We start from the raw sequence: 22,361 nt of genomic DNA on the forward strand, positions 1-22,361 counted from the left end.
GCCGGGAGCCAGTAGGGGGCCGCTAGTAATTACTCCGGAAGAACTCATCGTAGCCGGCGAAAGAGCGGGCCTTGAGGATTTCGCGGTAGTTGGTCTGGGAGACGGGGTAAACTGTGAAGCGCAGGCCGCTATCCTGGAGGAATTCGTCCTGGTGCTTCTGGCTATTGCGGTAGTAGGCCTGGGCGTCCTGGCCGGTCTTGAAGCGGCGGAGGACCAGCACGGGGGTCTCGTTGTCCTGGCCGATGAAGATGGGCGTGGAGCGGAGGCGGTCGAGCTTGTGGTACTTCTCGTTGTAGGTCTCGAGGCCACCCTTGAGCTCGTTGAGGGGGGCGTCGCGGTCATCGAAAACGACCAGGACGTAGTGAATCTCGTCCATGCTGGGGCGGAACTCGCCGGTGGCCCCACTGCTGGTAGCGCGTCCGGGCAGACGGGCGCTGTCCTCGCCGAGCAGGCGCAGGATCTCGCGGGCGCGGATCTGCTCGGGGCTGTTATCGTACTGGGCCACCAGCTGCTGGAGGGAGCTGATGTAGGCGGCGCGGCCCTCGAGCTTACCGGTGACCATGGCCTGGAGCAGGGCGTGACGGGCGCGCAGGGGGTCGCCCTCGGGCAGCTGCGGCAGGGCACCATTGATGAGTTGATTTGCCTGGGCGTAGTTACCCTGCTCGAAGGTGCGGTAGGCGAGCTCGTAGCGGCGGGTGCGCTCGCCGGCCTCGCCCACGAGTTGCCGGGCGTAATTGGGATCATTGGCCAGTTTGGCGAACTTGCTGTCGGGGTACTTGTCGGCCAGGCGGGCGGCGAAGCGCTGGGCGTCGGCGGCGTGGTTCTCGGCCTTGTGCAGGAGGTAGAGGTAGTACCAGCTTTCGGCTTCGTACTCGGAGCCGGGGAACTGCTCGTCGAGGGTTTCGAAGGCCTCGATGGCGCGGGCGTTGTTTTCTACGCGGTCGCGGTACTCGCGGCCCAGGGTGAAGTAGGCATCGGCGAGCTGGCCGCGCATGACGTCCTGGGTCTGCGGATCGGTGGGGATGTCGGCCAGGATGGCGTTGACCTCGTCCTCGGTCACCAGGGCAAGCTCGGCGTTGGACGGGGCACCGGGGGCGAGATTGTCGTCGGCGTCGGTGAAAAGGTTGGCGTCGGTGCGGTTACTGCGGCGCCAGTTGTCCTCCAGGGTGCGGTCGCCCCAGGTGCGGCTGAAGTCGCGGCTTCCCCGGCGGATGGCCTGGTTGTCGTAGCCCCAGAAGCTGCTACCGTTGAGGTTAGAGGCCGTAGCGGCGGGGTTATTGACGTTGATACTACCCTGGGTGGCGGGGGTGCTGAAGTTAGCGGCGGAGTTGGTGGCCCGCCGTAGCTCGAAGACCTCCTCGGCCCAGCGGCGGCGGTCGGCCTCGGGCAGGGTGCCGATGCGTAGAAGACTGTCCCTGAGGGTAATGTCTTCCAAGCTGCTGGCCACGCCGGTCAGACGGTCGCGGCGGTCATTGGTGTTGAGGTAGCGGCCATCGGTATCGGCCATGACCTGAAGCGTGCTATCGTAGTACAGCTTGGCGGGCAGGTAATCCTCCTCGCCGTAGGCCAGGTCGCCCAGGAGTTGGTAGGCCTCGATGCGGGTGGCGTCGCCGCCGTTGGGGCTGGCGAGGGCACGGCGCAGGTAGTCGGCACCGGCCCTATCGTCGCCGCTACGCATGGCGATCCCGGCCATGGCGTAGAGGAGCTGGCTTTCGTACTCGAGATTTTTTTCCTCCTTGGTCATGCGCTCGAGCACGCGGAGGGCGTCGTCGGCGCTACCGCTCCCAGCCAGGTAGGCGTTCTGGGCGATGTTGATGCGGGCACCGAGCTCGAAGTCGTAGGCGGGCTTAGCGGCCACCACCTGCTCGAAGGCATTGAGGGCAGGACCGGGCTGGTTGAGCTCCTGGTAGAGTTGACCGGCGATGTAGTAGTAGCGGGCGCGCTCGTTGCGCTCCTCGGCTACCTCGGCAGCCGCTTCCAAGAAGGGGATGGCCTCCTCGGGCCGTTGCTGTTGGAGGAAGTAATAGGCCTGTACGGCGATGGCCAGCCGGCGCACCCGGGCGAAGGTACCGCGGTCGTTGCGCAGGTCGTCCAGGATGATCTGGGCACGGTCGAAGTTATCGCGCTTGATCAGGGTCCAGGCCAGCCAGAGGCGGATTTCCTGGTGGGCGGGGCGGTGCTTGAGGATATAGCTGCCGGACTTCTTGCCGTATTCGCCGCCATCGGCATCCTCTGCGTTGCGACCGCCAAAGATGGAGATCATGCCCACGGGGCCCTCCTCGGCCTCGGCGAAGAGGTCTTCCTCGGTGGGTTCGGGCTCGTTTTCGAGGCCTTCGAGCTGGGTAGAGTCGGCGGGGGTGATCTTGGTGGGGGTGCGGATGCCGCGTTTGCGGTTGCGGATCTTTTCCTTGCGTTCGCGTTCGCGCTCGCGCTGGGCTTCCTTGCGTTCCTTATCGCGCTGCTTGATGGTGCGCTGGCGTTCGCGCTGGGCCTCGCGGCGGGCGCGGAGGCGATCGCGCTGGCTCTGGGCCTCGTTGCTTTCTACCTCGCGGCGGCTTTCGAACTCCTCCTCGGTCTCGTCTTCCTCCTGTCCCTTCTTAAGTTTTTTCCGTTCGGGGCGGGGGCGGAACTCGGTGGCGGCGAAGTTGAGGGTGCGCTCGGCGCTTTCGTAATCCTGCTTGATGAGCTGGGCCTGTCCGACCAGGAGGTAGCTATCGTCGGTCCAGTTGCTGTAGGGGTGCTTTTTGACCACGATGGCCACCTTTTCGATGGCGCGGTCGAGCTCCTCGGCTACCCCGGCGGTGTTATCGACGGCCAGGAAGGGGAACATCTCCAGTCGCTGGTTGTAGTTGTCGACGTGCTGCTCGTCGAGCACCAGCAGGGTCTCGTCGATGATCTCGCGGGCGTTGAAGTAGCCGTTGAAATGAGCGTTGGTATTGTGCCAGAGCTTAGCGATGACGCCCTGTTCTTCCCGGCTCTTGGTGGACGAACAGCCGACGAGGAGCAGCTGGAGGGCCAGTAGAAGAAGTACCGAACGCGTTAGCTTTTTCAAATCTTGGTAGTCTTAAGTGTCTGCCTTCCTCCGGCCGTATCTTTGCCCCCTTAGGGCAAACGTAGACAAAGGGCCAAAAAGTACCCGGTGGCGTGGCTTTAACATGACTTGATGATGGATAACACTGCCAAGGAAAGCCGCTGGAATCGCCTGAAGCAAAGAAGCCGTGCGGAGTACCAACCGTTTATAAATGCGTACGCCCTGGTCTCCGTTGTGTTCGTGGTAGTGGTTTTGCTCCTACTCGTGACCCCGCTACGCCGCTACCTGCCCGGTTACAGCAACGTAGTCGAGCAGCAGGAACTGACCGAACTAGAACAAAGCCTAACGGAGCTGAGCGGCCTGGTCGAAAGCCAGCAGCTCTACATTGAGAACCTCAAACGGACCGTGCTGGGGAAGGCCATCACCGCCGACAGCCTGGAGGAGCCGGCCGAGGTAGTCCCCCGGCAGACCGTCACCGCCCTACCCCCCTCCGAGGCCGAGATCAAGCTGCGGCGCGAGATGGAGGAGCGGCGGCAGGGACAAAGCGGCGCGGGGCCCACGACGGTCCTACCGGCGGCGGGCGGTGAGGTTACCTCGCTGGCGCAGGTCTACCTCGTGGCTCCGGTCAACGGGGAGATCAGCGCCCCCTTCGACCTGACGGCGGAGCACGCGGGGGTGGATATCCTGGCCCCCCAGCATACGGCCATCAAGTCGGTGCGGGCCGGGGTGGTCTTTATGTCGGAATTCACCAGCGCCAACGGCAACGTGATCGGCATCCAGCACGACCACAATCTGATCAGCTTCTATAAGCACAACGAGCAGTTGCTCAAGGAGGTGGGTGACCGGGTGCTACAGGGGGAGGCAATCGCCATCATTGGGAATACCGGTACCCAGAGTACGGGGCCGCATTTGCACTTTGAGCTGTGGTACGATGGGCGGGCGGTGGATCCGGGGGAGTATGTGAGTTTTTAGCCTTAGTCTACAGGCACACATCTCGGTACTGCGCCGCCGATCGGGAGCCAAGTGCGGAGATCAGAGAGCCAAGCCAGTCGATGGAATCGATCCGCGCCCCAAAGAAGGCAGCTCCCTGGACAGTGTGGTGGCCTGAGTCATAGAGGTACTTATCGAGCTCAACGTCGATGGCGTAGCACTCACCGGCAGGAGTGTTGCAGATATAGTCCATACGGTTGAGCGTCAGTACGTTAGCGTCTCTATACCGGTCGGCTACCCGCTGAAGTTCCCGGTGCGACCGTTCGATCTGCTGCTGGTGGGTGGCGTACTCCTCGAAGTAGGCCTGGTTGACGTGGGTGACCAGGCGTTCGATACCATTTCCATTGATAGACGGCTCATCCTGGTTGATCAAGAACTTTTGTAACATTTGGTCGGCCATGGTCTTATTGCCAAGGGTGGGAAACTGGAAGGTTTCCTGCACCAGTACGAGCAGCTTCTGGTCGCACACTAGGCGGCGAGTAACCTGTTCGAGCCTGGCAAGATCCTGTATACTGTAGCGGGAGGCGACCATAATGACGTCGGCCTGCCGGTAGTTAGGTGACTCGTAAAAGGAGTGGTCGGACTGCGCTAATGCGCTGACCTGGACTCCGTAGCGTGCCAGCTGAAAGTGTTGCTCCGCCGTCGCGCTGGCAAGTAGGGTGTTGTAGACGTCTTTGGAGTGGGAGTTGCCGATGACCAGCACCTTGAGGCGGTCCTGTTCGGGTTGAAACCAGAGGGCGTTATCGGAGGCATTTTTCTCTATCTGGTAGGCTGCGGTCTTCATGCGACCCTGCAGGTTTACCCAGCTCTGCTGCCGCAGGATACTGTTATCGGGCTGGTAGTTTCTTACCTGTAGCACCCTGACGGCGTCGCGCTGGGGGAACCCTCTGGTTAGGTGTCCGGCTACCCCCAGGCCGGCAAAGAACAGCGAGCCGACGGCGGCCAGGGTAAAGATGGTACGGCGGCCGTAGCGGCCTTTGTCGCGGAACGGATTTTCGACGTACTTCCAGCTCAGGTAGGACAGGGGTAAGACAAGCGCGCTTAGCCCTAGCATCAGAAGCGGAGTGGGCTCCTCTAGACTATGCTGACGCGTGAAGGCAAAGAGGGGTTGGTGCCACAGGTAGGCGCTATAGCTGATGAGTCCGATGGTGACTGCCGGTCGTAAACTGAGCAGGCGACCGACCCACGTCAGGGGCGAGGCAAAGACGATGATACCGGCCGCCCCTAGGGTAGGAACAAGGGCGTAGAGCCCCGGGAAGGGGTTGGCCTCATCAAAACAAAATACACTGTACAGGATGGCGGCTAGTCCTAAACTGGACAGTAGCTCATTGCGCCGCCGGTTACTGACCAGGGCGGCTGCCAGCCCCGGCTGCTGGGTGGATAGGAAGGAAATAGACGCCCCGATAGCAAGCTCCCAGCCCCGGGTGGGGAGCAGGTAAAAGGCGGCATCTGGGAACCGGGTTGTACCCCACTGCGCTAGGATCAGGCTAAGGGTAGCCGAGACCAGTAGCAGGGGAAAGGCCCACTGCCGTCCAATACGCCGCCACATGAGCATCAGGAACAACGGGAAGAGTACGTAGTACTGCTCCTCTACGGCTAAGGTCCAGGTATGGAGTAGCGGCTTGAGCTCGCTTGACGTATCCCAGTACCCTGCCTCCAGCCAGAAGAGGATGTTAGAGGCGTAGGTGGACACCGCCACGAGGCTCTGGGCGTAGTCCATCATATCGGAAGGCATCAGCCAGGCCCAGGCAAAGGGCAGGGTGACGGCCATCACCGTAAACAGGGCGGGCAGGATACGGCGGGCGCGTTTTTCGTAGAAGGTGATCAGCGAAAAGGTACCCGCATCGAGCTGCCGACATAGGATACCGGTGATGAGGTAGCCGCTGAGGACGAAGAAAATGTCTACTCCCACGAAGCCCCCCCCAAAGAGCGAAAAGCCAGCGTGGAACAGGATAACGGGTACAACGGCTACCGCCCGTAGCCCGTCTAATTCGGGTCTGTATTTCATGAGAAGGTATCGTGCTGCCGCGCCTAAGCCTATGCGACAGGGTATAACTGATTGGGATTAGCGTAAGCCACAAATATGGTTACGAAAAAAAGCCTCAACGAGGATGTTTAAAGCCAAATATTGCTATTTCTTTTTGTCGCTTCTAACCCATACGCGGTAGGCAATATTGCCACGCAACCGTAGTTTGGGGTCTCCACTGGCTCTCAACTTGCTAAGCACGCGACCGCACCCACACCATAAGCCGAGTCACAATAGGCGGGCGGTGGACCCGCGGGCGTACATTAGCTTCTAGATGCTATTCAACTCACTAGATTTTTGCATCTTCCTACCGCTGGTGTTCCTGCTACACTGGTACCTGATGCGACACAGCCTGCGGGGCCAAAACGCGCTGATTGTAGGGGCCAGTTACGTGTTTTACGGCTGGTGGGACTGGCGCTTCCTGGGGCTTATCCTGGCTAGCACCGTGGTCGACTATTGGGTAGCGCAGCGTATTACCGCCAGTGCCGGGACCCGCCGGCGGCAGAAGGTGTACCTCGCGCTTAGCATCGCGGTGAATCTGGGCGTGCTGGGCTACTTTAAGTACGCCGATTTCTTCGTGGCCTCCTTTGCCGATGCCTTTACGCTGCTGGGTCGTCCCTTCGCCTACGCAACGCTGGGGATCGTACTACCGGTGGGCATTAGTTTTTACACCTTTCAGACCCTGAGCTACTCCATCGACGTATACCGCGGTAAGCTGACCGCAAGCAGTGACTTCGTGGCCTTCGCCGCCTACGTCAGTTTTTTTCCGCAATTGGTAGCCGGGCCCATCGAGCGGGCTACGCGCCTACTACCGCAGTTCGACCGGCTACGGGTCTTCTCCTACAAGCAGGCCGTGTACGGGGGAAAACAGATACTGTGGGGGCTCTTCAAAAAGATGGTCGTGGCGGACAACTGCGCCGTGGTGGTCAACGACATATTTGCCGACCCGGGGGCCTATCCCGGCAGCACCCTCCTGCTGGCTGCGGTACTGTTCGCGTTTCAGATCTACGGCGACTTTTCGGGTTATTCTGACATTGCCATTGGTACGGCACGGCTCTTCGGCGTGGAACTGATGCGCAATTTTACCTACCCCTACTTTGCGCGCGACGTAGCGGAATTTTGGCGGCGGTGGCACATCTCGCTGTCGACCTGGTTTCGGGACTACCTGTACATTCCTCTAGGAGGTAGCCGGGGAACGCGGGTGCAAGCGGTCAGAAATACCGCCATTATCTTCCTGGTGAGCGGGCTATGGCACGGGGCGAACTGGACCTTCGTGGTATGGGGAGCCCTACACGCCCTGTACTTTCTACCTCTGCTGCTGACGGGGCGCAACCGGCGCTATACGGAAATCGTAGCCGCCGACGGAGGCCTACCCACCTGGCGGGAACTGTGGGGCATGGTAACTACTTTTTCCCTGGTGACGGTGGCCTGGGTATTTTTCCGGGCGGATAGCGTAGGGGAAGCCTGGCAGTACTTGCAGCGAATGTTTTCGATCTCCTTATTTTCCGAACCGGTGTTCTCTGGGCGGCTCGACGCCCTGGTGACGGTAGGCTTCGTGCTGCTGATGGTAGCGGTGGAATACTGGGGGCGGCGGCTGGAGGTTCCCCTGGTAAAGGTAGAGGGGCTATTGCCGCAGTGGATTCAGGTGGTGTTCTACTACGGTTTTGCCATTTTCGTACTACTCGGGGCGGGCCGGGAGCAGGCCTTTATTTACTTTCAATTTTAAGTCGGCGACATGAGTCCACTTTCGCGATTCCTACTGCTCTGGGCGGGGTTAGCGGTCGTCACGGCGGCGGCGCTGTACGCAGTGTTTCTGCAGGCGGATGGGTACGCCGATCCCTACTACCTGCGGTTCACCACGCCCCCCCAGCGGTCGTTGATCCTGGGTACCTCGCGGGCGGCGCAGGGGATACAGCCGGCGGTACTGGGCGAGGTGCTCGGGCGGAACGATCTGTACAATTTCGCCTTCACCATTGGCACCTCTCCTTACGGACCAGACTACAATGAGCTCATTCGGCGCAAGCTAGCGGACGGGACAGATGGCAATGCCGTGTTCATCCTGGCCGTCGATCCGTGGAGTCTGTCGGTGTCCTGCCCTACCGGACCGGATAGCCTATGCCTGGAAGAACGCGACCGCTTTACCGGTCAACTCAAGACCGTGTCGCGTAAGCCCAACTTCGAATACCTACTAAATTATTACGGCTCACCCTATTACCGCCTCCTACTACCCACTTCCCGCGAGATCGAGCTACAGGATGACGGTTGGCTACAGGTAAACGTACAGATCAGCGCGGCAAAATTTGTGGCTAACCGCGAGGAAAAATTGATCCCTTACCGGCGATACGCCAAGCGGTGGCGGTTGTCTGACTATCGGTTACGGTACCTCAAGCGGCTTATCGCACAATTGCGGGAGCGGGGGCAGGTGTGCCTCGTACGCCTTCCGGTCGATCTGGAGATGTTCGCCCTGGAAGAGGAGTACGCGCCCGGCTTCAGTGACTTGGCGCGGCGGTGGGCGGTGGAAACGGGTGCGCCGTTCTTAGATCTTACGGCAGACAACGCAGCTTACCGGACGCTGGACGGACAGCACCTGGAGCAGACCTCGGGGCGGCGGGTCAGTCGTGTTATTGGGGAGTGGATGCTAAAGGAGAGCGACCGGACGCTCAAAGGTCCTAGCTGATAAGGTTAGTTGAGGAGGTTGTAGAGGAGCTGCACCGCCAGGATCTTACCGATCAGCACTACCGGCAGCATCCGCGTGTAGCCGATGGCGGGGTACTTATTGCCGGCCTGCTCAATAGCAAACTCGAGCACGGCGGGCTGGGAGCCTACCATGCCGCCCAGAAAACTAAAGGGAATGCGCAGGATGCGGTAGCCGATCACGATGGTGGCGGTCGTAGTGACAAGCGCGATGACGCCGCCGGCCAGAAAAAGCTTGAGGCCCAGATCGGTCTGGAGGGTCTGGTAGAAGGTCTGACCGGAGCGGATGCCGATGCCCGCCAGGAGGAAGATGAGGCCGAGCTGGCGTAGGGTGAGGTTGGCCCCGTAGGGCAGCGTCCAGACAATGGGGCCGGTGCGGCGGAGCTGACCGAGTAGCAGGGCGACAATGAGCGGCCCACCGGCGAACCCCAGGCTGAAGGAGTACCCGCCGGGTAGGGCAAAGGTGACCATGCCGAGCAGCAACCCCAGGGTGATGCCGAGCCCGAAGGAGAAGAGATTGATGCGTGAGAGGGCCTCGTAGCTGTTGCCGAACATCCGAAAGACCTCCGGCAGGTCGTCGCGGTGGGCCACTAGCAGGATGCGGTCACCGAGCTCCAGGACGGTATCGCCGCTGGCCAGCAGGTCCATATCGCCACGCTGCACGCGGGTGATGAGGACATTGAACTTTTCCTGCAGGTTGAGCGAGGCGATGGACTTACCGGCGATGGCGTCGTTGGAAACGAAGATGCGGCGCACGTCGAAGACCGAGCGGTCGTGGTTGAGCTGTCCCTCGGCCGGGGGGCCTACGAAGGTAGCCGCCTCCCGAATGGCCTCCTCGGAGCCGACAAGCACGATGAGGTCACCGTGGACCGGGCAGGTATCCCAGGTAGTGAGGGTGGTACGGCCCTCGTGGGAGCTCCGACCAAAGGCAATGCTAACCGGGTGTTGCTGCCGCCATTCACGGATGGTGCGGTCCACCAGGTCGGGATGCTCCACGCGGAAGGTGCGGCTGATGAGCTCCTCGCCCATGGGGTAGTCCTTCTGTAGCCGACGAAACTCCTCCCGGTAATCGATTTTGTACAGCCGCTGTAGGATGAAGAGTCCGAGCATGACGCCCAGCACCCCGAGGGGATAAGCCAGGGAGTAGCCTACGACAGCCTGCTGGCTCACTGCATCCTGCGTCCCCGCCCCCACACTTTTTTGGATGGCGTCGAGCAGTCCGGCCAGGGCGGGGGTATTGGTACTGGCCCCGGCGTAGAGCCCGCCGGTGGTAGCCGCACCGAAGCCGAGCCACACCCCGATGCCGTAGGCCAGCGCCGCCGAGAGCAGGATGGTGCCTAGGGCGAAGTAGATGTCGCGAAAGCCGTTGCGCCGAAAGCTGGCGAAGAAGGCCGGGGCGGAACTTAATCCCACCGTATACACAAAGATCGCCAGGCCCAGAAACACGATCAACTGCGGCACCTCCAGCCGCGGATCGAGCGCCCCAAAGCCCAACCCCACGAAGAGCACGGCGGCCACCCCGAGTTTGAAGCCCCGGATCTTGATCTCGCCGAGGCCGTAGCCAAGGGCCATGACGGTGAAGAGGAGGAGGAGGGGGGAGGTGGTTAGGAGGTCGATCATGGGTACTCAACGAAGCCAATAACAAAGTAGCTGGTTATACGTACATTTGCTGGCTCACGTTGCATAGTGGAATAGTTCATTTATGTTTGTGTGTTCTTCCCCGCGTGCTTTTCCCTGTGCTACCCCTACAGTTCGGACTTTATACCTCCTAGTATTTTGGCTTATTAGCTTTACTACTTGTATCGCTCAGTCAGATCGAGTACTGTTGCTAGATGGGCAGCGCGCTCACTTCGGGATTCCCGACGACGATGCGCTTGATTATGGAGAGCAATTGACCATAGCTGCGTGGGTCTACCCAAATTGCCGCGAAGGACTCAAAGTTCTCGTCAGCAAGCAGTGGTGCCGGGGCGACTACGGATATTACCTTGGCATCAGGAACGATCGACTGGAGTGGTCATATAACATTGAGGGGAACTGCGGTAACCCAAACTCGGTGCGCTCGCAGGAGGCGGTGTTCACCGAACTCGGGTGGTACCACGTTGCCGTGACCCATGATCGCGAGGGCATCCATCTATACCTCGACGGTGCAGAAATTGCTATCGAACAGGCTGAAGGCCGGTTTACCCAGATCCGGAATAGCAGACAACCATTTCGTATTGGAGGTTACAGATTTTTGAGTGGAACGGTAGGAGCTTTTTTCAGTGGACTGACAGACGACCTGCGCGTCTGGAACACGACACTGACGGAAGCGGAGATCGCTGCTGAGATGCGGGCGGCCACTCCACAGACTACTGCCAAACCTATCCTGGCGTTAAGCTATGATGACCTACCTAGCGGACCCATAGAAACCCTGGAGAATGAAGTAGCCAGTACCCCTATGCTAACGGCTACGAAGGTCGGTGACGGTCAGGACTTCCCCGCCATCGTCATGGCTGATTTCTACGAGCGCCCTGTTTCTTACGAACTGGAGGTGAGCGACGCGAACTGCGAAGTCGTGACGTTAGGTGTACGACCAGGGACGTTTGAGTCTATCATATGGAGTACAGGCCAGACGAGTGAGACTATCCAGGTTGATGAGTCCGGCGTCTACTCAGCTCAGATCACCGTGGAGGCCTGCCGGACCTACGTAGACTCCATTGACGTCCAACTTGGTGGAGGGCAGGGGGTTGTCGAGAGTATTAGTCTTTGCCGGGGCGACTCGGTAAGAATAGGAGATCGCTTTTATCAAGCTCCCTTTACGCTGATTGATACTGTGGCTACCGCGGACGGATGCGATAGTATCATCACCTACCAGCTTGAGCTGGCCGGGGATGAGGGAGTGGGCTCTCAGACCATAACTACTTGCCGGAATGAACCCCGACGGATTGGTGGAATACTAATGCAACCTGGTGACTCCACTCAACTTAGTCTGCTGTCTAGCGAAGGTTGTGATAGTTTAGTGAATGTTCTTCTGCTATATGTGCCGGCTACGGTACGCGATACCATATTATTTACCTGCGACTCGACTACGGCAGCCATCTTTGAAGACTCCATTTCGGTGAACGTTGGAGAAACCTTGCAGATAACGACTGTTAACGCTGGAGGATGTGATGAGCTACTCTCCGTTACCGCCCGAGTATCCCCCACCTTGTCGATACTACCAAGTGATACGACCGTATGTGGCGATCAACTTAATCTAAGTAGTTTGGTAGGCCCAGTAATTTGGCAGGGGGCTGCTGATACCACAAGTGCCCTCACCATATCCAACTCCGGCACGTACACCGCGACGTATACCGCCCCGACGGGTTGTACCTACTCCGAATCTATCAACGTTACGCTTGCCCCAGATCGGGTATACGTGCCCTCCGCCTTCTCCCCAAATGACGATGGGATCAACGACTGCTTTTCTCCTAGTTTCGCACTAGGTGCCGATTTTAGGGCTTTCACTTTACGTATCTATGACCGTTGGGGCGGGCTACTCTTCTCGACCAACGATCCACGAGTGTGTTGGGATGGTGAAGGAAAAGGTACTGCTGTTGACACGAATGTTTACCTATACGTCATTGACTACGAACGGACGGGGTGCCCGGATGAAGTACAATTATCTGGGCTGGTGCACCTTGTGCGTTGATTAGGTAATCCCATAGAGTAGGTTTCATTCACCCTTTTTACTACGTGTCAACCGCTGGGAAAGGCCCCGAAAGTAACCGGCCGCCTTAGCAATGCGGTAGCGGTGCCCGGGATGAGTAGGCTGCAGAGGCAGCAATAGGGCGCTATAGGTTAACTTGATCAGCATAGCCAAGGTATGCAGTACACTCGGGTGTTGCTCTCCCCGGTAAATACTGGCGTGAAAGATGCGATCGGCGGCGTACTCCGCGGTAACCATGGCGGCACTTACGTGATGATCTACACCCGCACGTTTGACGAACACCGGCACGGCGCCGCACTGTAGTAGGCGCTGTTGGGCATCTGTCTCCTGACCGCGCGCGCCCGTACTGGCACCGGGCCCAAATGCCGCCCTAAAATTACCGGCGGCCCGGAGGTCGCTGGCAAAACAGGCCCAACAGGCCCCCATAAAATAGGTGAAGTCATCGACTATACGCAGTTCCTCCCCGTGGGAGTGATCGATGAGACGGGCGGATGGCGGCAAATAGGGCACTACTTCGCCAGCGGGAGGTAGTTCGTAGGCGGGGTACAGCACACCTCCGAAAAAGTGACCGGGTCCCAGCTGGTGGGCAGCGCGTTGGAACGCGGCTACCGACCCGGGACGGACGGCAACGTCATCATCCAGGAAGATGAAAAGAGCATTATGGGGAAGTAAATTAATAACATGATTGAGTGCCAGACTTTTATTGCCACGCGCTAGGTGAGTGTAGCGGATGGGCAGCGTGGTGTACCCCCTTACGACTTGTTCGGCTTCCTGCGACCCGTTTTCTATCACCTCTACGGTACAGGCGTGTAGCTCTTCGTCCATTGCGGCGAGACTATCGAGGCAGCGGCGCAGTAGATCATTGCGACGGTGCGTGGGAATGAGCAAGTGAGTGGTCAGCTTAGGTAATTTTACTGCTTGCAAGGTGGGAGCGAAGGTAATAAGTACCCAATCCGGTACCCATTAGCAGGCCGGTCAGGGACCAGAGTCTCAGGTACAGAGGCCATAAGCTGATGGTATATGCCAGTACCCCTACTCCTAGGGTCGCGAGTAGCCAACGGGTCGGATAATAGGGACGCTGGGCCAGTTTGGTGTAGGTCGTGGAATAGTAGCGGGAGTAGGCTAGGTACTGGTAGCTGATGAACGTAGTGACCGCGGCCGCCTCGATTCCATACCGCGGGATGAGCAGAAAATTAAGCAGCACGTTAAGTCCGCCGGCGATGACGGAATGCAGGCCGATCGTCTTGGTCTTCTCGTAATAAAACAGCCGGTTGTTGGCTCCCATATACATGGGCGTGCTCACTAGCGCGGTGCAGATCATCACCGACAGGGGATAAACCCCGTTCAAATCTGCATTACGGAAGAGAAAGGCAAACAATTCCTTAGCAATGCAGGCATAGGAGAGAAGCGCCACGAAAAACAGGGCCTGGCTTACAAACAGGATATTTCGCAGTAGGTCTTCTTTCCGCGAACTGATCAGCTGAAGAATGTGCGGTGCCAGGGTGCGGCTGTAGGCCAGCGAAAGCGTAGAAAAGATGGTCGCTCCCGTGTAAGCGACATTATACGCCCCAATACGGTCGGTAGTCACACCGGTCACGTCCATGACTACCCGATCCGATTGATCGAGTAAGTATTGCGCGTTTTGGTGGGGCACAACCGGCAAACCGATCCCGAGAGCCTGACGGATGGTACGCCACTTGAAGTTGAAGATGGGAGTAATCTTCTCCTGGCGGTTGAGAGGGATCCACCAGGAGATGTTGGTCAGTAACTGCGTGATGAACAAGGCCCAGAACCACCCCATGTACCCCATCCGCAGGTAGCCGATGGTGACCAGCGTGATGATCACGTTAAGTACTCCGAACACGGCGCTTCGTAAACCGATTTGTAGCGGCTTTTGGCGCAGTTGATAGTAGAGGGTGGCGATTTTTTCCGTAGGGCCGAAGACCACCATCGGCGCTACGTTCAATGCTACGATGAGTAGTCGGTCGTCCGCCGCCGCCTCCGGAATGGCCCAGTACAGCACCAGAGCGACTACAACTGCGAAGATGACGTTCCAGACTGAGAGAAAGCCGTAGACCTGCCGCCAGAGCCACTTGTATTGATGCCTGGATTTGAAGAAGCAGTTAGAAAGGGTAACGAACAGACCGAGCGTGTAAAAAACGCCGAAGAAACCCGTGTAGGCGGTCACAATCCCGAAGAGGCCGTAGTCTTCCCGCGTCAGAAAGGGGGTGATGAGGGGCAGCACCGCGATGCCTGCAATCTTGGGGATAAAGGGTGCGATGCCGTAGATGCCGAAGTCGCCTAGCAGTTTTTTCAGCATGTAGCTGGAGTCTCTCCACTTTCTGGCTTCGCTAAAATAGAAGCGATCACTTTCCGAGATAGTTCTGCTGAATGTCCATCGTACGGCGTACCCAGGGGCGCATAGTAGTACTTAGCCCGGTGTCGGACTGTTTCCTTTTTGGTTTGATTATGCTGAATGTAGCGGACGACCTCAGAGTAGTTGTCTGCTCTGTCTACTAAACCGTTTGCTACATACGCGTACAGATCGACTATCTCACTGTGGGTGAAGTATAGCGAGACGACGTTGAGTAATACAGCCTCTAGGTGAATGGACGAGCTTCCATTGATGATCATATCCACCGAACCGAGGTAATCGAAAGCTGATTCGACGACTGGATTGGAGAGCTCCACCGTGTTTGTACTGCTTGGTAACTCACCTAGGTCGACGGTGCGCGGGTCAGCTGGATGTTTACGTACCCTGATGCGAAGTCCGCTACAGTGCATCAGTATGTACGATGTTAACCTAGCAATGTCATCGAGGCTATCATCCGGACCAAAAGGGATACCAAGTACTTCTACCCGCTCCTTGTCATTGATGCGTGAGAAGAAGTGATCTAGTTTTGGCATCCCTACTAGGTGAAACTTCGTTTGGGTTTCCGGGTCGATTAGCATAAATTTATCCAACGTATCCTGCCCCTCTACGCAAGCGTGAGCGAACCGCATGGGGGGAAAGTCACTCATCACCGAGGCATGCTGGAAGAAAACTGTGGGAATACCGGCTTGGTTTCCGGCGTGCATCATGGCCCGGCAGTGGACTGAGTGGTCATTGCCTATGATGATGGCACGTGGCTGGTACCGCGCAAGAAACTGCGAGAACACTTCGAACTGACCTATGCCGCGAACGAAATAATGAAACATCCTGGCGAAGTGCTTAGGTTGCCTATATAGCGTGCGCCACATAATGGGTAAGTAGTTCAGTACGTAGCGTAGTGGAACCGCAGCGTAGTAAGGGAGGATAATTGTCTGACCGGAAGCATCCCACTGCGCTGCACGTGGTTCGTGCGATACGAAAACAACATCTTGCAACCCAGTTTGTAGAAAACTGAGACTGTCAAACTGATTTTTTGTATTGTACAGCACCCAAGTCCGGTGACGTAAATACTCTTCTACTGCAGGAGTAGAGGTAGTAAAAAAAGCGTTCAACTGTACGAACACCTCCTTGGCGGCCGCGCGAAGACGCAAAAGCACATTGGGTTCGTAGACCACGTGGGCGTGCCTACGGCGATTAAGGTAAGCTTTCCTACTTAGGTAAAGCGCGAAGATGTCCTCTCGAAGTTCTTGGTCCGTTAGTCTTCTCATCAATTAGCATGGCAAGGTAAGTACTGGCAATTGAAACGTCACACTCTGGTATCGACACTTTCCAGAATTGATAGCAGCAATTCGAGTACCTACCGACGCCTGTTTTAAGAAGCTTAAGTGGTAAAGTATCCGTTTACTACCCGCAGCAGGTGTGCGTTGGAACCACTACCTTTGGCTGAGTGGCGGTGAAATACGTAGCACAGAATAACAGTTACCCACCAATGGCATACAAGACCTCACAGGAGCAATTTTGGGCCGGATCATTCGGCGATGAGTATATTAGCCGGAACCAAGGTGAATCCCTACTAGCCTCCAATCTGAATTTTTTCTCCAAAGCCCTAGAGCGGGCGGATAAACCCGGCAAAATAATAGAATTTGGGGCGAATATAGGGATGAACCTTAGGGCGCTACAACTTTTATTTCCTGAAGCCGAACTGGCTGCAATCGAGATTAATCAGGCCGCGGCCTCCCAGCTCGCGCAACTAATCGGCGACCGGAACACTCATAATGTTTCTATATTAGACTTCAAGGCATCAGAGCAGTATGACTTGGCCTTTATAAAAGGAGTCTTGATCCACATTAATCCGGCTATTTTACCTGAAGTTTATGAGAAGATCTATCTGAGCAGCAGTAAGTACATCCTCTTGGGTGAATACTACAACCCCTCCCCGGTGACAATTCCCTACCGCGGCCATACGGACCGTCTGTTCAAACGCGATTTTGCGGGCGAATTACTCGACCGTTATAGCGATCTACATTTAGTAGATTATGGTTTTGCCTACAGGCGGGACCCATCATTTCCTCAGGATGATATCAACTGGTTCTTGCTCGAAAAGAAATGAGAGCTTCCAGCCCGGTGGTCTTCTGCCAATTAATCAGCCTCTGTAGGGATCGCCTCTTTGCCAATCGCGGTCGGATCGTCGACCTAATACCTCCTCATAAAATTTGGGGGCGAGCCCATCCCCCGGGCGAATCACCCGTAGGTTCTCCCGGGTAAGTACCTCACCGGCGGCAATATCCTTCACGACATAGACGGACCGCTTAAACTGCCGGCTCTTCTCCTCCGCTTTCTGGGTGTCTAGTTGCACGCCCCCCAGCCCCTGCCACGCCCGCTCGGTCTCGGTGACCAGGGCGGCGAGCTCCTCCGGCTCCAGACTGAAGGCACTATCTACTCCCCCATCGGCCCGCCGTAGCGTAAAGTGCTTTTCGATTACTGTGGCGCCTAGGGCCACCGCGGCTACAGATACGCCGATGCCCATGGTATGATCCGATAGTCCTACGGTACAGTCCGGAAATACGGATTGGAAAACCGGGATGGTACGTAGGTTGGTATTCTCAGGGGTGGCGGGGTAGGTGCTGGTACACTTGAGTACGCAAATCTGCCGGGCGCCGGCTTCACGCAGTATGCGCACTGATTCGTAGATCTCATCCAGGCGAGAGGCTCCGGAGCTGATGATGATCGGCTTACCCGTAGCGGCAACTTTGCGGAGCAGCGGGTGATGGTTGGACTCAAAGGAGGCAATTTTGTAAGCCGGTACGTCGAGCTCTTCTAGAAAGTCGACCGCCGTCTCATCGAATGGCGAGGAAAATGCGACCATACCGAGCTCTTTTGCCCGGTCAAAGATGGGCTTGTGCCACTCCCACGGAGTATGCGCCTCGGAGTACAGCTCGTAGAGATTCTGCCCCGCCCAGAGGCTATTCTTGTCACTAATATCAAAAAGTCCACCGCGGTGGTCGATCGTGATGGTGTCCGCCGTGTAGGTTTGCAATTTCAGGGCATGGGCACCGGCAGCGGCGGCGGCATCAACCAGTTCAAGTGCCCGGTCGAGCGATTGGTTATGGTTACCCGACATTTCGGCAATGATAAAGGGCGGCTGGTCGGCGCCAATTTCGAAGCGGCCAATTTTATAGGTCATAGAGCGTAAACTTTACAGCGTCTGGATGGTCGTCGGTGTCCGCCTCGCAGTAGCCCAGGCGGCGGAAGGTGATTAAAGAGGGTGTGTTGCTACGCTTGACGTAGCCCACGATGCAGTTTACCCCACTGCGCTGACGCTGTAGGTGATTCTGGGCAAAATGTAGCATAGCCAAACCATAGCCGGCACCCCGCGCCGACTCGGCAACGGAGTAACCGATCACGGCTTCCTGCCCCTCAATCTGTAGGCGCACCTGCCCTACCGCTCGTTCACCCTCATTAAATAGGAGTAGATCGGTGTGCGGGTCCTGCAGCTTACGGGTAAACCAGGCTTCGTGGGCCACTGGGTCGATTTCTTCCAAATTGAAAGATTGCGCACGCACGAGCGGGTCGTTGGCCCAGGTGAGGTAGGTCGGACTATCCGCTTTTGTAGCTTGCCGGTAGCTCAGTCCCAATCCCCGGAATAACTTGCGGAAGCGAACGTCCTGCTGTCCGTCCAACAACCCATGGCTTTCGGAAGTAATTTTTGATCCTGCGTCGGGGTCAGTACGCTGTAGGCTGGTTACGTCTTGGGCAAGTCCCTGCTTTAGCAGCGCCTGGTATATCTCCGTTTGGTTATCCGCGATCTGCTTTAGATAAAGGCGTCCACCGGCACTGAGGTATTCCAGGCAGACCGTGCTAGGGCTGGTGATCCCGTAGGCGGATGCTTGCATCAGGGCAGCCATTTGAGTAGCGGAGAGTTGGCGGTGTAATCGTACCTCAAGGGCCGTATGCTCGAGAAACTCAGCCAGGGACGCCTCGTGCTGGTACGCCGATCCGATCACGACATCTACAGGGGCGGTGATGGATGCACTGGCCAACTGCCGGAGTACGTCGAGCGTGGCATTGTCCGGGTCGGCTCCCCCTAGGCAGACGAACACTCCATGGCGCGCGCTGCTCCCTCTGACCAGTCTGTCCCGGGCGGCCTCCCGAAAGGGGCCCCGCAGGAGAGCAAAGCGTAGACCGAATGCAAAGTGGGTACCGGGGGCAGTACGGTAGTCGTCAATACGAGCTGCTGGTGCATGATTGATCACCAGGTGAGCGACAAATTTGGTGTGGTGTATATCGTCAATACAAACTAGACGGTGACCGGCAGCCAGGATGGTCTCCTGATAGGCTGTATCGAAGTGGTAGCCATCAAGCACTACGATGCTGGGTTGTACCTGGCCGTGAGTGGTGACGTAGTCAACCAAAAACTGTGCGTCAGCCATAGGACTATTGGTAGCAGCCACCTGAGTAGTCGCACAGAAAACGGTCCAATCCGCAAGCAAGCTTTCCGGACAGTCACGGTACACCAGGAAACAATCGAAGTCCGGCATCAGCATTTCGGCCAGGGCGGCGGAGCGGACCAGGTGACCCAACCCCATACGGGGGTGGCCATCCGCACGAAAAATTACGGTGGGCTTAGCCATGCTGCTGTAGATACTGGTACTTAAACTCGGCAAGCTGCCAGTCGGCTGGGGTGTCGATGTCCTGAGCCTGCAGCTCGCTCACTTCCAGGCAGCCCGAATTGTCCGTCCAGAGTTTACGCGCGGTTAGCACCGGCTCGGGACGAAACCAGTAGAACATCCCCGCGTCGTGGTAGCTCGGCTCGAGGTCCTGGGAGCGGGTCGATACATACTCGGGGTAGCGTAGCTGCATCCGACCATCCGGTCCTAAAACCATGGAGCGTTGGATAGGGGACCCGTAGCGAAGAACGGGAAACACACAGTCGAACTGCTCGTGTTCAAGTAGCTTATATCCTGATTGCAGTAGCTCGGCCGTAACGAACGGACTGGCGGGGTAGATGCAACACACCTCAGTAAACCGGTGGTCCTGTTTTCCGTACTGAGCAAGTACCTCAGCAAGGGCGTCCAGGGTAGTTGCCGTATCGTCACTCGCCACGGCACTCCGGTAGAATGGCACCTTTGCACCATATTCGCGAGCGATTTGCCCGATCTCCTCATCATCGGTAGAAACCATTGCCTCATCGAATAGGCCGCTGGATAAAGCGGCCTCGATGGAGTAGGCGATGATTGGTTTGCCGAGAAAAGACTTGATATTCTTACGCGGTATCCGCTTGCTGCCCCCCCGGGCCGGGATGATAGCTAGCCTAGCCACGCACAAAGGCTTTTACTTTGTCGATCACGAAATCCTGCTCCTCGTCGGTCAAAGTTGGGTACATTGGCAGGCTAATGCCCCTAGCGTAGTAAGCTTCGGACTTACTAAGGTCGGCCTCTTCGTACCCAATATCCTGGTAGTACGGCATGGTATGCACGGGCACGTAGTGCACCTGGGCGTAGATGCCGTACTCCCGCAGGTAGTCGTACAATCCCCGCCGGTCGGCAACCTCGATCACGTAGAGGTGGAAGGCGTGGCGACGATCGGAAGGGGGTACTCCATGATGCTTCACTGCACCTGCGTCCGCGCCCGCAAAGGCTTCATCGTACCGCTGGGCGATCTCCTGCCGGCGGGCCATGCCCTTCTCGGCGCGGGAAAGCTGGCTAATGCCGAGGGCGCAGAGGATGTCGGGAATGCGGTAGTTGTAGCCCAGCTCTTGCATCTCCATGTACCAGCCGCCCTGGTCGGGGTAGCGCAGGTTGCCGCGGTCGCGGGTGATGCCGTGGGTACGTAGCACCCTGAGGCGTTCGTAGAGGGCCTCGTCGTTAGTGGTGATCATGCCGCCCTCGCCGCTAGCGATGTGCTTGACGGGGTGGAAGCTGAAGATGGCCAGGTCGGCGTAGTTGCCGTTGCCGCACCACTGCTCGCTGCCCTGGCTATCGGTGAACCAGCCGCCGGGGGCGTGGCAGGCATCTTCGATGATCCAAAGATCGTGCTCGTCGGCCAGGGCGCGGTAGGCCTCCAGATCAATGGGGTAGCCGGCGAAGTCGACGGGTACGATACCGTGGAAGAAACCCCGGGGACGGCTTTCAATCAGGGCGCGCACTTTATCGATATCGAGCGTGAGGGTCTCCGAATCGATATCCGCAAACCATACCTCACCACCGCAGTAACGCACGCAGTTGGCGCTGGCGGCAAAGGTGATCGGGGTGGTGATGACGCGGGTACCCTCCTGCACATCCAGGGCCAGGGCGCAGAGGTGGAGGGCGGCGGTACCGTTGGCGACGGCGACGGCGTACCTGGAGCCGATGTAGGCAGCGAACTTCTCCTCGAACTCATCGACCCGGGGACCGGTGGTGAGGTAATCGGCCTTTAGCGCCTCGGTGACGGCGGCGATGTCGGCCTCCGTGATATTCTGTCGGCCGTAGGGGATGGCGTGGGTAACGGTGGTGGGGGTGGTCATACGACGGCGAAGCTTGGGTCAACGTGGATGGTGATGAAGCTGCGCAGCTCCTCGACGGTGACCCATTCGGTGTTGGTGCCGGAGTTATAGCTAAACCCGTTGTCGACGAGCTTGGCACCGAACTCCTCCTTAAACGCTTCCAGGTCCCAATTGGGTACGGAGGGCAGGATGGCGTAGTACTTGCCCATGTCGTAGGTGTAGAAGGAGTCCGAGGGAGTGATCATCTCCTCGTGGATCTTCTCGCCGGGGCGGATACCGATCACGCGCTGCTCGGTAGTGGGCGCGATGGCTTCGGCAACGTCCGTGATGCGGTAGCTGGGAATTTTGGGGATGAAGATCTCACCGCCCCAGGCATTGGCCAGGGCGTGAAACACCATATCGACCCCGCCGTCGAGGCTGATGTTGAAGCGCGTCATGCGCGGATCGGTGATGGGGAGGTAGGCCTCCTCCCGTTTTTTGAGGAAAAAGGGAATGACCGAGCCATTGGAGCCCATCACGTTACCGTAGCGGACCACGGAGAAGCGGATGGGGTTCTTTCCCTTAATATTGTTGGCGGCGATAAAGAGCTTATCGCTGGTCAACTTAGTGGCTCCATACAGATTGATGGGTGCGCACGCTTTGTCGGTACTCAGGGCTACGACACGCTTTACGCCCGCTTCCAGGGAAGCGTAGATGACGTTTTCAGCTCCTCCCACATTCGTTTTGATGCACTCCGAGGGGTTGTACTCGGCCAGGTGTACGTGCTTCATGGCCGCAGCGTGGATCACGTAGTCGATGCCCTGCATGGCGCGTACCAGTCGCTCGCGGTCGCGCACGTCGCCGATGAAGAAGCGGATGGCGGGGTACCGCTTGGCGGGATACTCCTGAGCCATGACGAACTGCTTTTGCTCGTCGCGACTGAAAATGACTAGGCGGCGGACGTCGGGCCACTTTGCGAAGATGCGGCGGGTGAGAGCCTTGCCTAGGGAGCCGGTGCCGCCGGTGATAAGAACGGATTTTCCGTTTAGGTTTAAATTTTCCATAAGGGGGGCAAAGGTACGCCCATTTAACATTTAGCCC

General features: G+C 57.8%; 16 protein-coding genes. 5 read left to right on the plus strand and 11 right to left on the minus strand.

Going from position 1 to position 22,361, the window contains the following annotated elements; translation table 11 throughout:
• Nucleotides 1-22: 22 nt before the first annotated feature.
• A complete protein-coding gene (locus tag ACOOHD_RS11580) occupies nucleotides 23-3,052 on the minus strand; it encodes a tetratricopeptide repeat protein (RefSeq protein ID WP_420458037.1) in 3,030 nt (1,009 codons plus the stop codon).
• A gap of 111 nt (nucleotides 3,053-3,163) precedes the next feature.
• Between ACOOHD_RS11580 and ACOOHD_RS11585 the strand changes: the two genes are divergently transcribed.
• Complete coding sequence (locus tag ACOOHD_RS11585; protein ID WP_420458038.1) at nucleotides 3,164-4,003, plus strand: M23 family metallopeptidase; 840 nt, start codon at nucleotides 3,164-3,166, stop codon at nucleotides 4,001-4,003.
• A 7-nt stretch (nucleotides 4,004-4,010) separates the two neighbouring features.
• Here ACOOHD_RS11585 and ACOOHD_RS11590 read toward each other — a convergent pair whose 3' ends face one another.
• Nucleotides 4,011-6,029 carry an acyltransferase family protein gene (locus ACOOHD_RS11590; protein ID WP_420458039.1) on the minus strand — a complete coding sequence of 673 codons (2,019 nt, stop codon included), beginning with the start codon at nucleotides 6,027-6,029 and terminating at the stop codon, nucleotides 4,011-4,013.
• 292 nt (nucleotides 6,030-6,321) lie between these two features.
• Between ACOOHD_RS11590 and ACOOHD_RS11595 the strand changes: the two genes are divergently transcribed.
• Together ACOOHD_RS11595 and ACOOHD_RS11600 are read left to right on the plus strand one after the other, a co-directional pair.
• Entirely contained in the window at nucleotides 6,322-7,773 is a 1,452-nt protein-coding gene (locus ACOOHD_RS11595) for an MBOAT family O-acyltransferase (protein WP_420458040.1), read from the plus strand.
• Between the two features lie 9 nt (nucleotides 7,774-7,782).
• Nucleotides 7,783-8,724: a hypothetical protein gene (locus ACOOHD_RS11600; RefSeq protein ID WP_420458041.1), complete on the plus strand. Its 942-nt coding sequence runs from the start codon at nucleotides 7,783-7,785 to the stop codon at nucleotides 8,722-8,724.
• A gap of 5 nt (nucleotides 8,725-8,729) precedes the next feature.
• Here the strand turns inward: ACOOHD_RS11600 and ACOOHD_RS11605 are convergent, their stop codons facing one another.
• Complete coding sequence (locus ACOOHD_RS11605; RefSeq protein WP_420458042.1) at nucleotides 8,730-10,361, minus strand: aspartate:alanine exchanger family transporter; 1,632 nt, start codon at nucleotides 10,359-10,361, stop codon at nucleotides 8,730-8,732.
• Nucleotides 10,362-10,443: 82 nt separating this feature from the next.
• On the opposite strand from ACOOHD_RS11605, the gene ACOOHD_RS11610 reads away from it, so the two are divergent.
• Nucleotides 10,444-12,411 carry a LamG-like jellyroll fold domain-containing protein gene (locus tag ACOOHD_RS11610; protein WP_420458043.1) on the plus strand — a complete coding sequence of 656 codons (1,968 nt, stop codon included), beginning with the start codon at nucleotides 10,444-10,446 and terminating at the stop codon, nucleotides 12,409-12,411.
• Between the two features lie 24 nt (nucleotides 12,412-12,435).
• Here ACOOHD_RS11610 and ACOOHD_RS11615 read toward each other — a convergent pair whose 3' ends face one another.
• Genes ACOOHD_RS11615 through ACOOHD_RS11625 form a run of 3 tightly spaced genes read right to left on the minus strand, consistent with a single transcriptional unit; the run spans nucleotide 12,436 to nucleotide 15,975 of the window.
• Complete coding sequence (locus tag ACOOHD_RS11615) at nucleotides 12,436-13,317, minus strand: glycosyltransferase family 2 protein (RefSeq protein WP_420458044.1); 882 nt, start codon at nucleotides 13,315-13,317, stop codon at nucleotides 12,436-12,438.
• Between the two features lie 13 nt (nucleotides 13,318-13,330).
• Nucleotides 13,331-14,749, minus strand: a complete 1,419-nt coding sequence (locus ACOOHD_RS11620; RefSeq protein ID WP_420458045.1) for an oligosaccharide flippase family protein — start codon at nucleotides 14,747-14,749, stop codon at nucleotides 13,331-13,333.
• Nucleotides 14,743-15,975 (minus strand): hypothetical protein, encoded by a 1,233-nt coding sequence (locus ACOOHD_RS11625; RefSeq protein WP_420458046.1) that lies wholly within the window; start codon nucleotides 15,973-15,975, stop codon nucleotides 14,743-14,745. Before ACOOHD_RS11625 ends, ACOOHD_RS11620 begins: the two co-directional genes overlap by 7 nt.
• A 314-nt stretch (nucleotides 15,976-16,289) precedes the next feature.
• On the opposite strand from ACOOHD_RS11625, the gene ACOOHD_RS11630 reads away from it, so the two are divergent.
• Nucleotides 16,290-16,910 carry a pseudaminic acid biosynthesis-associated methylase gene (locus tag ACOOHD_RS11630; protein WP_420458047.1) on the plus strand — a complete coding sequence of 207 codons (621 nt, stop codon included), beginning with the start codon at nucleotides 16,290-16,292 and terminating at the stop codon, nucleotides 16,908-16,910.
• Nucleotides 16,911-16,943: 33 nt separating this feature from the next.
• Here ACOOHD_RS11630 and pseI read toward each other — a convergent pair whose 3' ends face one another.
• From pseI to pseB, 5 genes are read right to left on the minus strand one after another with little or no spacing between them, the layout of a single operon-like run.
• Nucleotides 16,944-17,984, minus strand: coding sequence for a pseudaminic acid synthase (gene pseI / locus ACOOHD_RS11635; RefSeq protein WP_420458048.1), 1,041 nt, complete (start codon nucleotides 17,982-17,984; stop codon nucleotides 16,944-16,946).
• Nucleotides 17,974-19,431: a UDP-2,4-diacetamido-2,4,6-trideoxy-beta-L-altropyranose hydrolase gene (gene pseG / locus ACOOHD_RS11640; RefSeq protein WP_420458049.1), complete on the minus strand. Its 1,458-nt coding sequence runs from the start codon at nucleotides 19,429-19,431 to the stop codon at nucleotides 17,974-17,976. The genes pseI and pseG overlap by 11 nt, the downstream gene beginning before the upstream one ends.
• Nucleotides 19,424-20,119 carry a pseudaminic acid cytidylyltransferase gene (pseF, locus tag ACOOHD_RS11645; RefSeq protein ID WP_420458050.1) on the minus strand — a complete coding sequence of 232 codons (696 nt, stop codon included), beginning with the start codon at nucleotides 20,117-20,119 and terminating at the stop codon, nucleotides 19,424-19,426. Before pseF ends, pseG begins: the two co-directional genes overlap by 8 nt.
• The gene (gene pseC / locus ACOOHD_RS11650) at nucleotides 20,112-21,302 is read right to left on the minus strand and encodes a UDP-4-amino-4,6-dideoxy-N-acetyl-beta-L-altrosamine transaminase (RefSeq protein WP_420458051.1); all 1,191 of its coding nucleotides are present in this window, start codon (nucleotides 21,300-21,302) and stop codon (nucleotides 20,112-20,114) included. The genes pseF and pseC overlap by 8 nt, the downstream gene beginning before the upstream one ends.
• Nucleotides 21,299-22,324 carry a UDP-N-acetylglucosamine 4,6-dehydratase (inverting) gene (pseB, locus tag ACOOHD_RS11655; protein WP_420458052.1) on the minus strand — a complete coding sequence of 342 codons (1,026 nt, stop codon included), beginning with the start codon at nucleotides 22,322-22,324 and terminating at the stop codon, nucleotides 21,299-21,301. The genes pseC and pseB overlap by 4 nt, the downstream gene beginning before the upstream one ends.
• Between the last annotated feature and the right edge of the window lie 37 nt (nucleotides 22,325-22,361).

Source organism: Neolewinella sp. (genome assembly GCF_965214665.1).
GTDB lineage: Bacteria > Bacteroidota > Bacteroidia > Chitinophagales > Saprospiraceae > Neolewinella.

Coding starts and splice junctions, on each gene's coding strand:
- ACOOHD_RS11610 (WP_420458043.1), top strand. CDS start 10,444: ATGTTTGTGTGTTCTTCCCCGCGTGCTTTTCCCTGTGCTACCCCTACA.
- ACOOHD_RS11595 (WP_420458040.1), top strand. CDS start 6,322: ATGCTATTCAACTCACTAGATTTTTGCATCTTCCTACCGCTGGTGTTC.
- ACOOHD_RS11630 (WP_420458047.1), top strand. CDS start 16,290: ATGGCATACAAGACCTCACAGGAGCAATTTTGGGCCGGATCATTCGGC.
- ACOOHD_RS11600 (WP_420458041.1), top strand. CDS start 7,783: ATGAGTCCACTTTCGCGATTCCTACTGCTCTGGGCGGGGTTAGCGGTC.
- ACOOHD_RS11605 (WP_420458042.1), bottom strand. CDS start 10,361: ATGATCGACCTCCTAACCACCTCCCCCCTCCTCCTCCTCTTCACCGTC.
- pseI (WP_420458048.1), bottom strand. CDS start 17,984: ATGACCTATAAAATTGGCCGCTTCGAAATTGGCGCCGACCAGCCGCCC.
- ACOOHD_RS11590 (WP_420458039.1), bottom strand. CDS start 6,029: ATGAAATACAGACCCGAATTAGACGGGCTACGGGCGGTAGCCGTTGTA.
- pseB (WP_420458052.1), bottom strand. CDS start 22,324: ATGGAAAATTTAAACCTAAACGGAAAATCCGTTCTTATCACCGGCGGC.
- ACOOHD_RS11585 (WP_420458038.1), top strand. CDS start 3,164: ATGATGGATAACACTGCCAAGGAAAGCCGCTGGAATCGCCTGAAGCAA.
- pseG (WP_420458049.1), bottom strand. CDS start 19,431: ATGGCTAAGCCCACCGTAATTTTTCGTGCGGATGGCCACCCCCGTATG.
- ACOOHD_RS11620 (WP_420458045.1), bottom strand. CDS start 14,749: ATGCTGAAAAAACTGCTAGGCGACTTCGGCATCTACGGCATCGCACCC.
- pseC (WP_420458051.1), bottom strand. CDS start 21,302: ATGACCACCCCCACCACCGTTACCCACGCCATCCCCTACGGCCGACAG.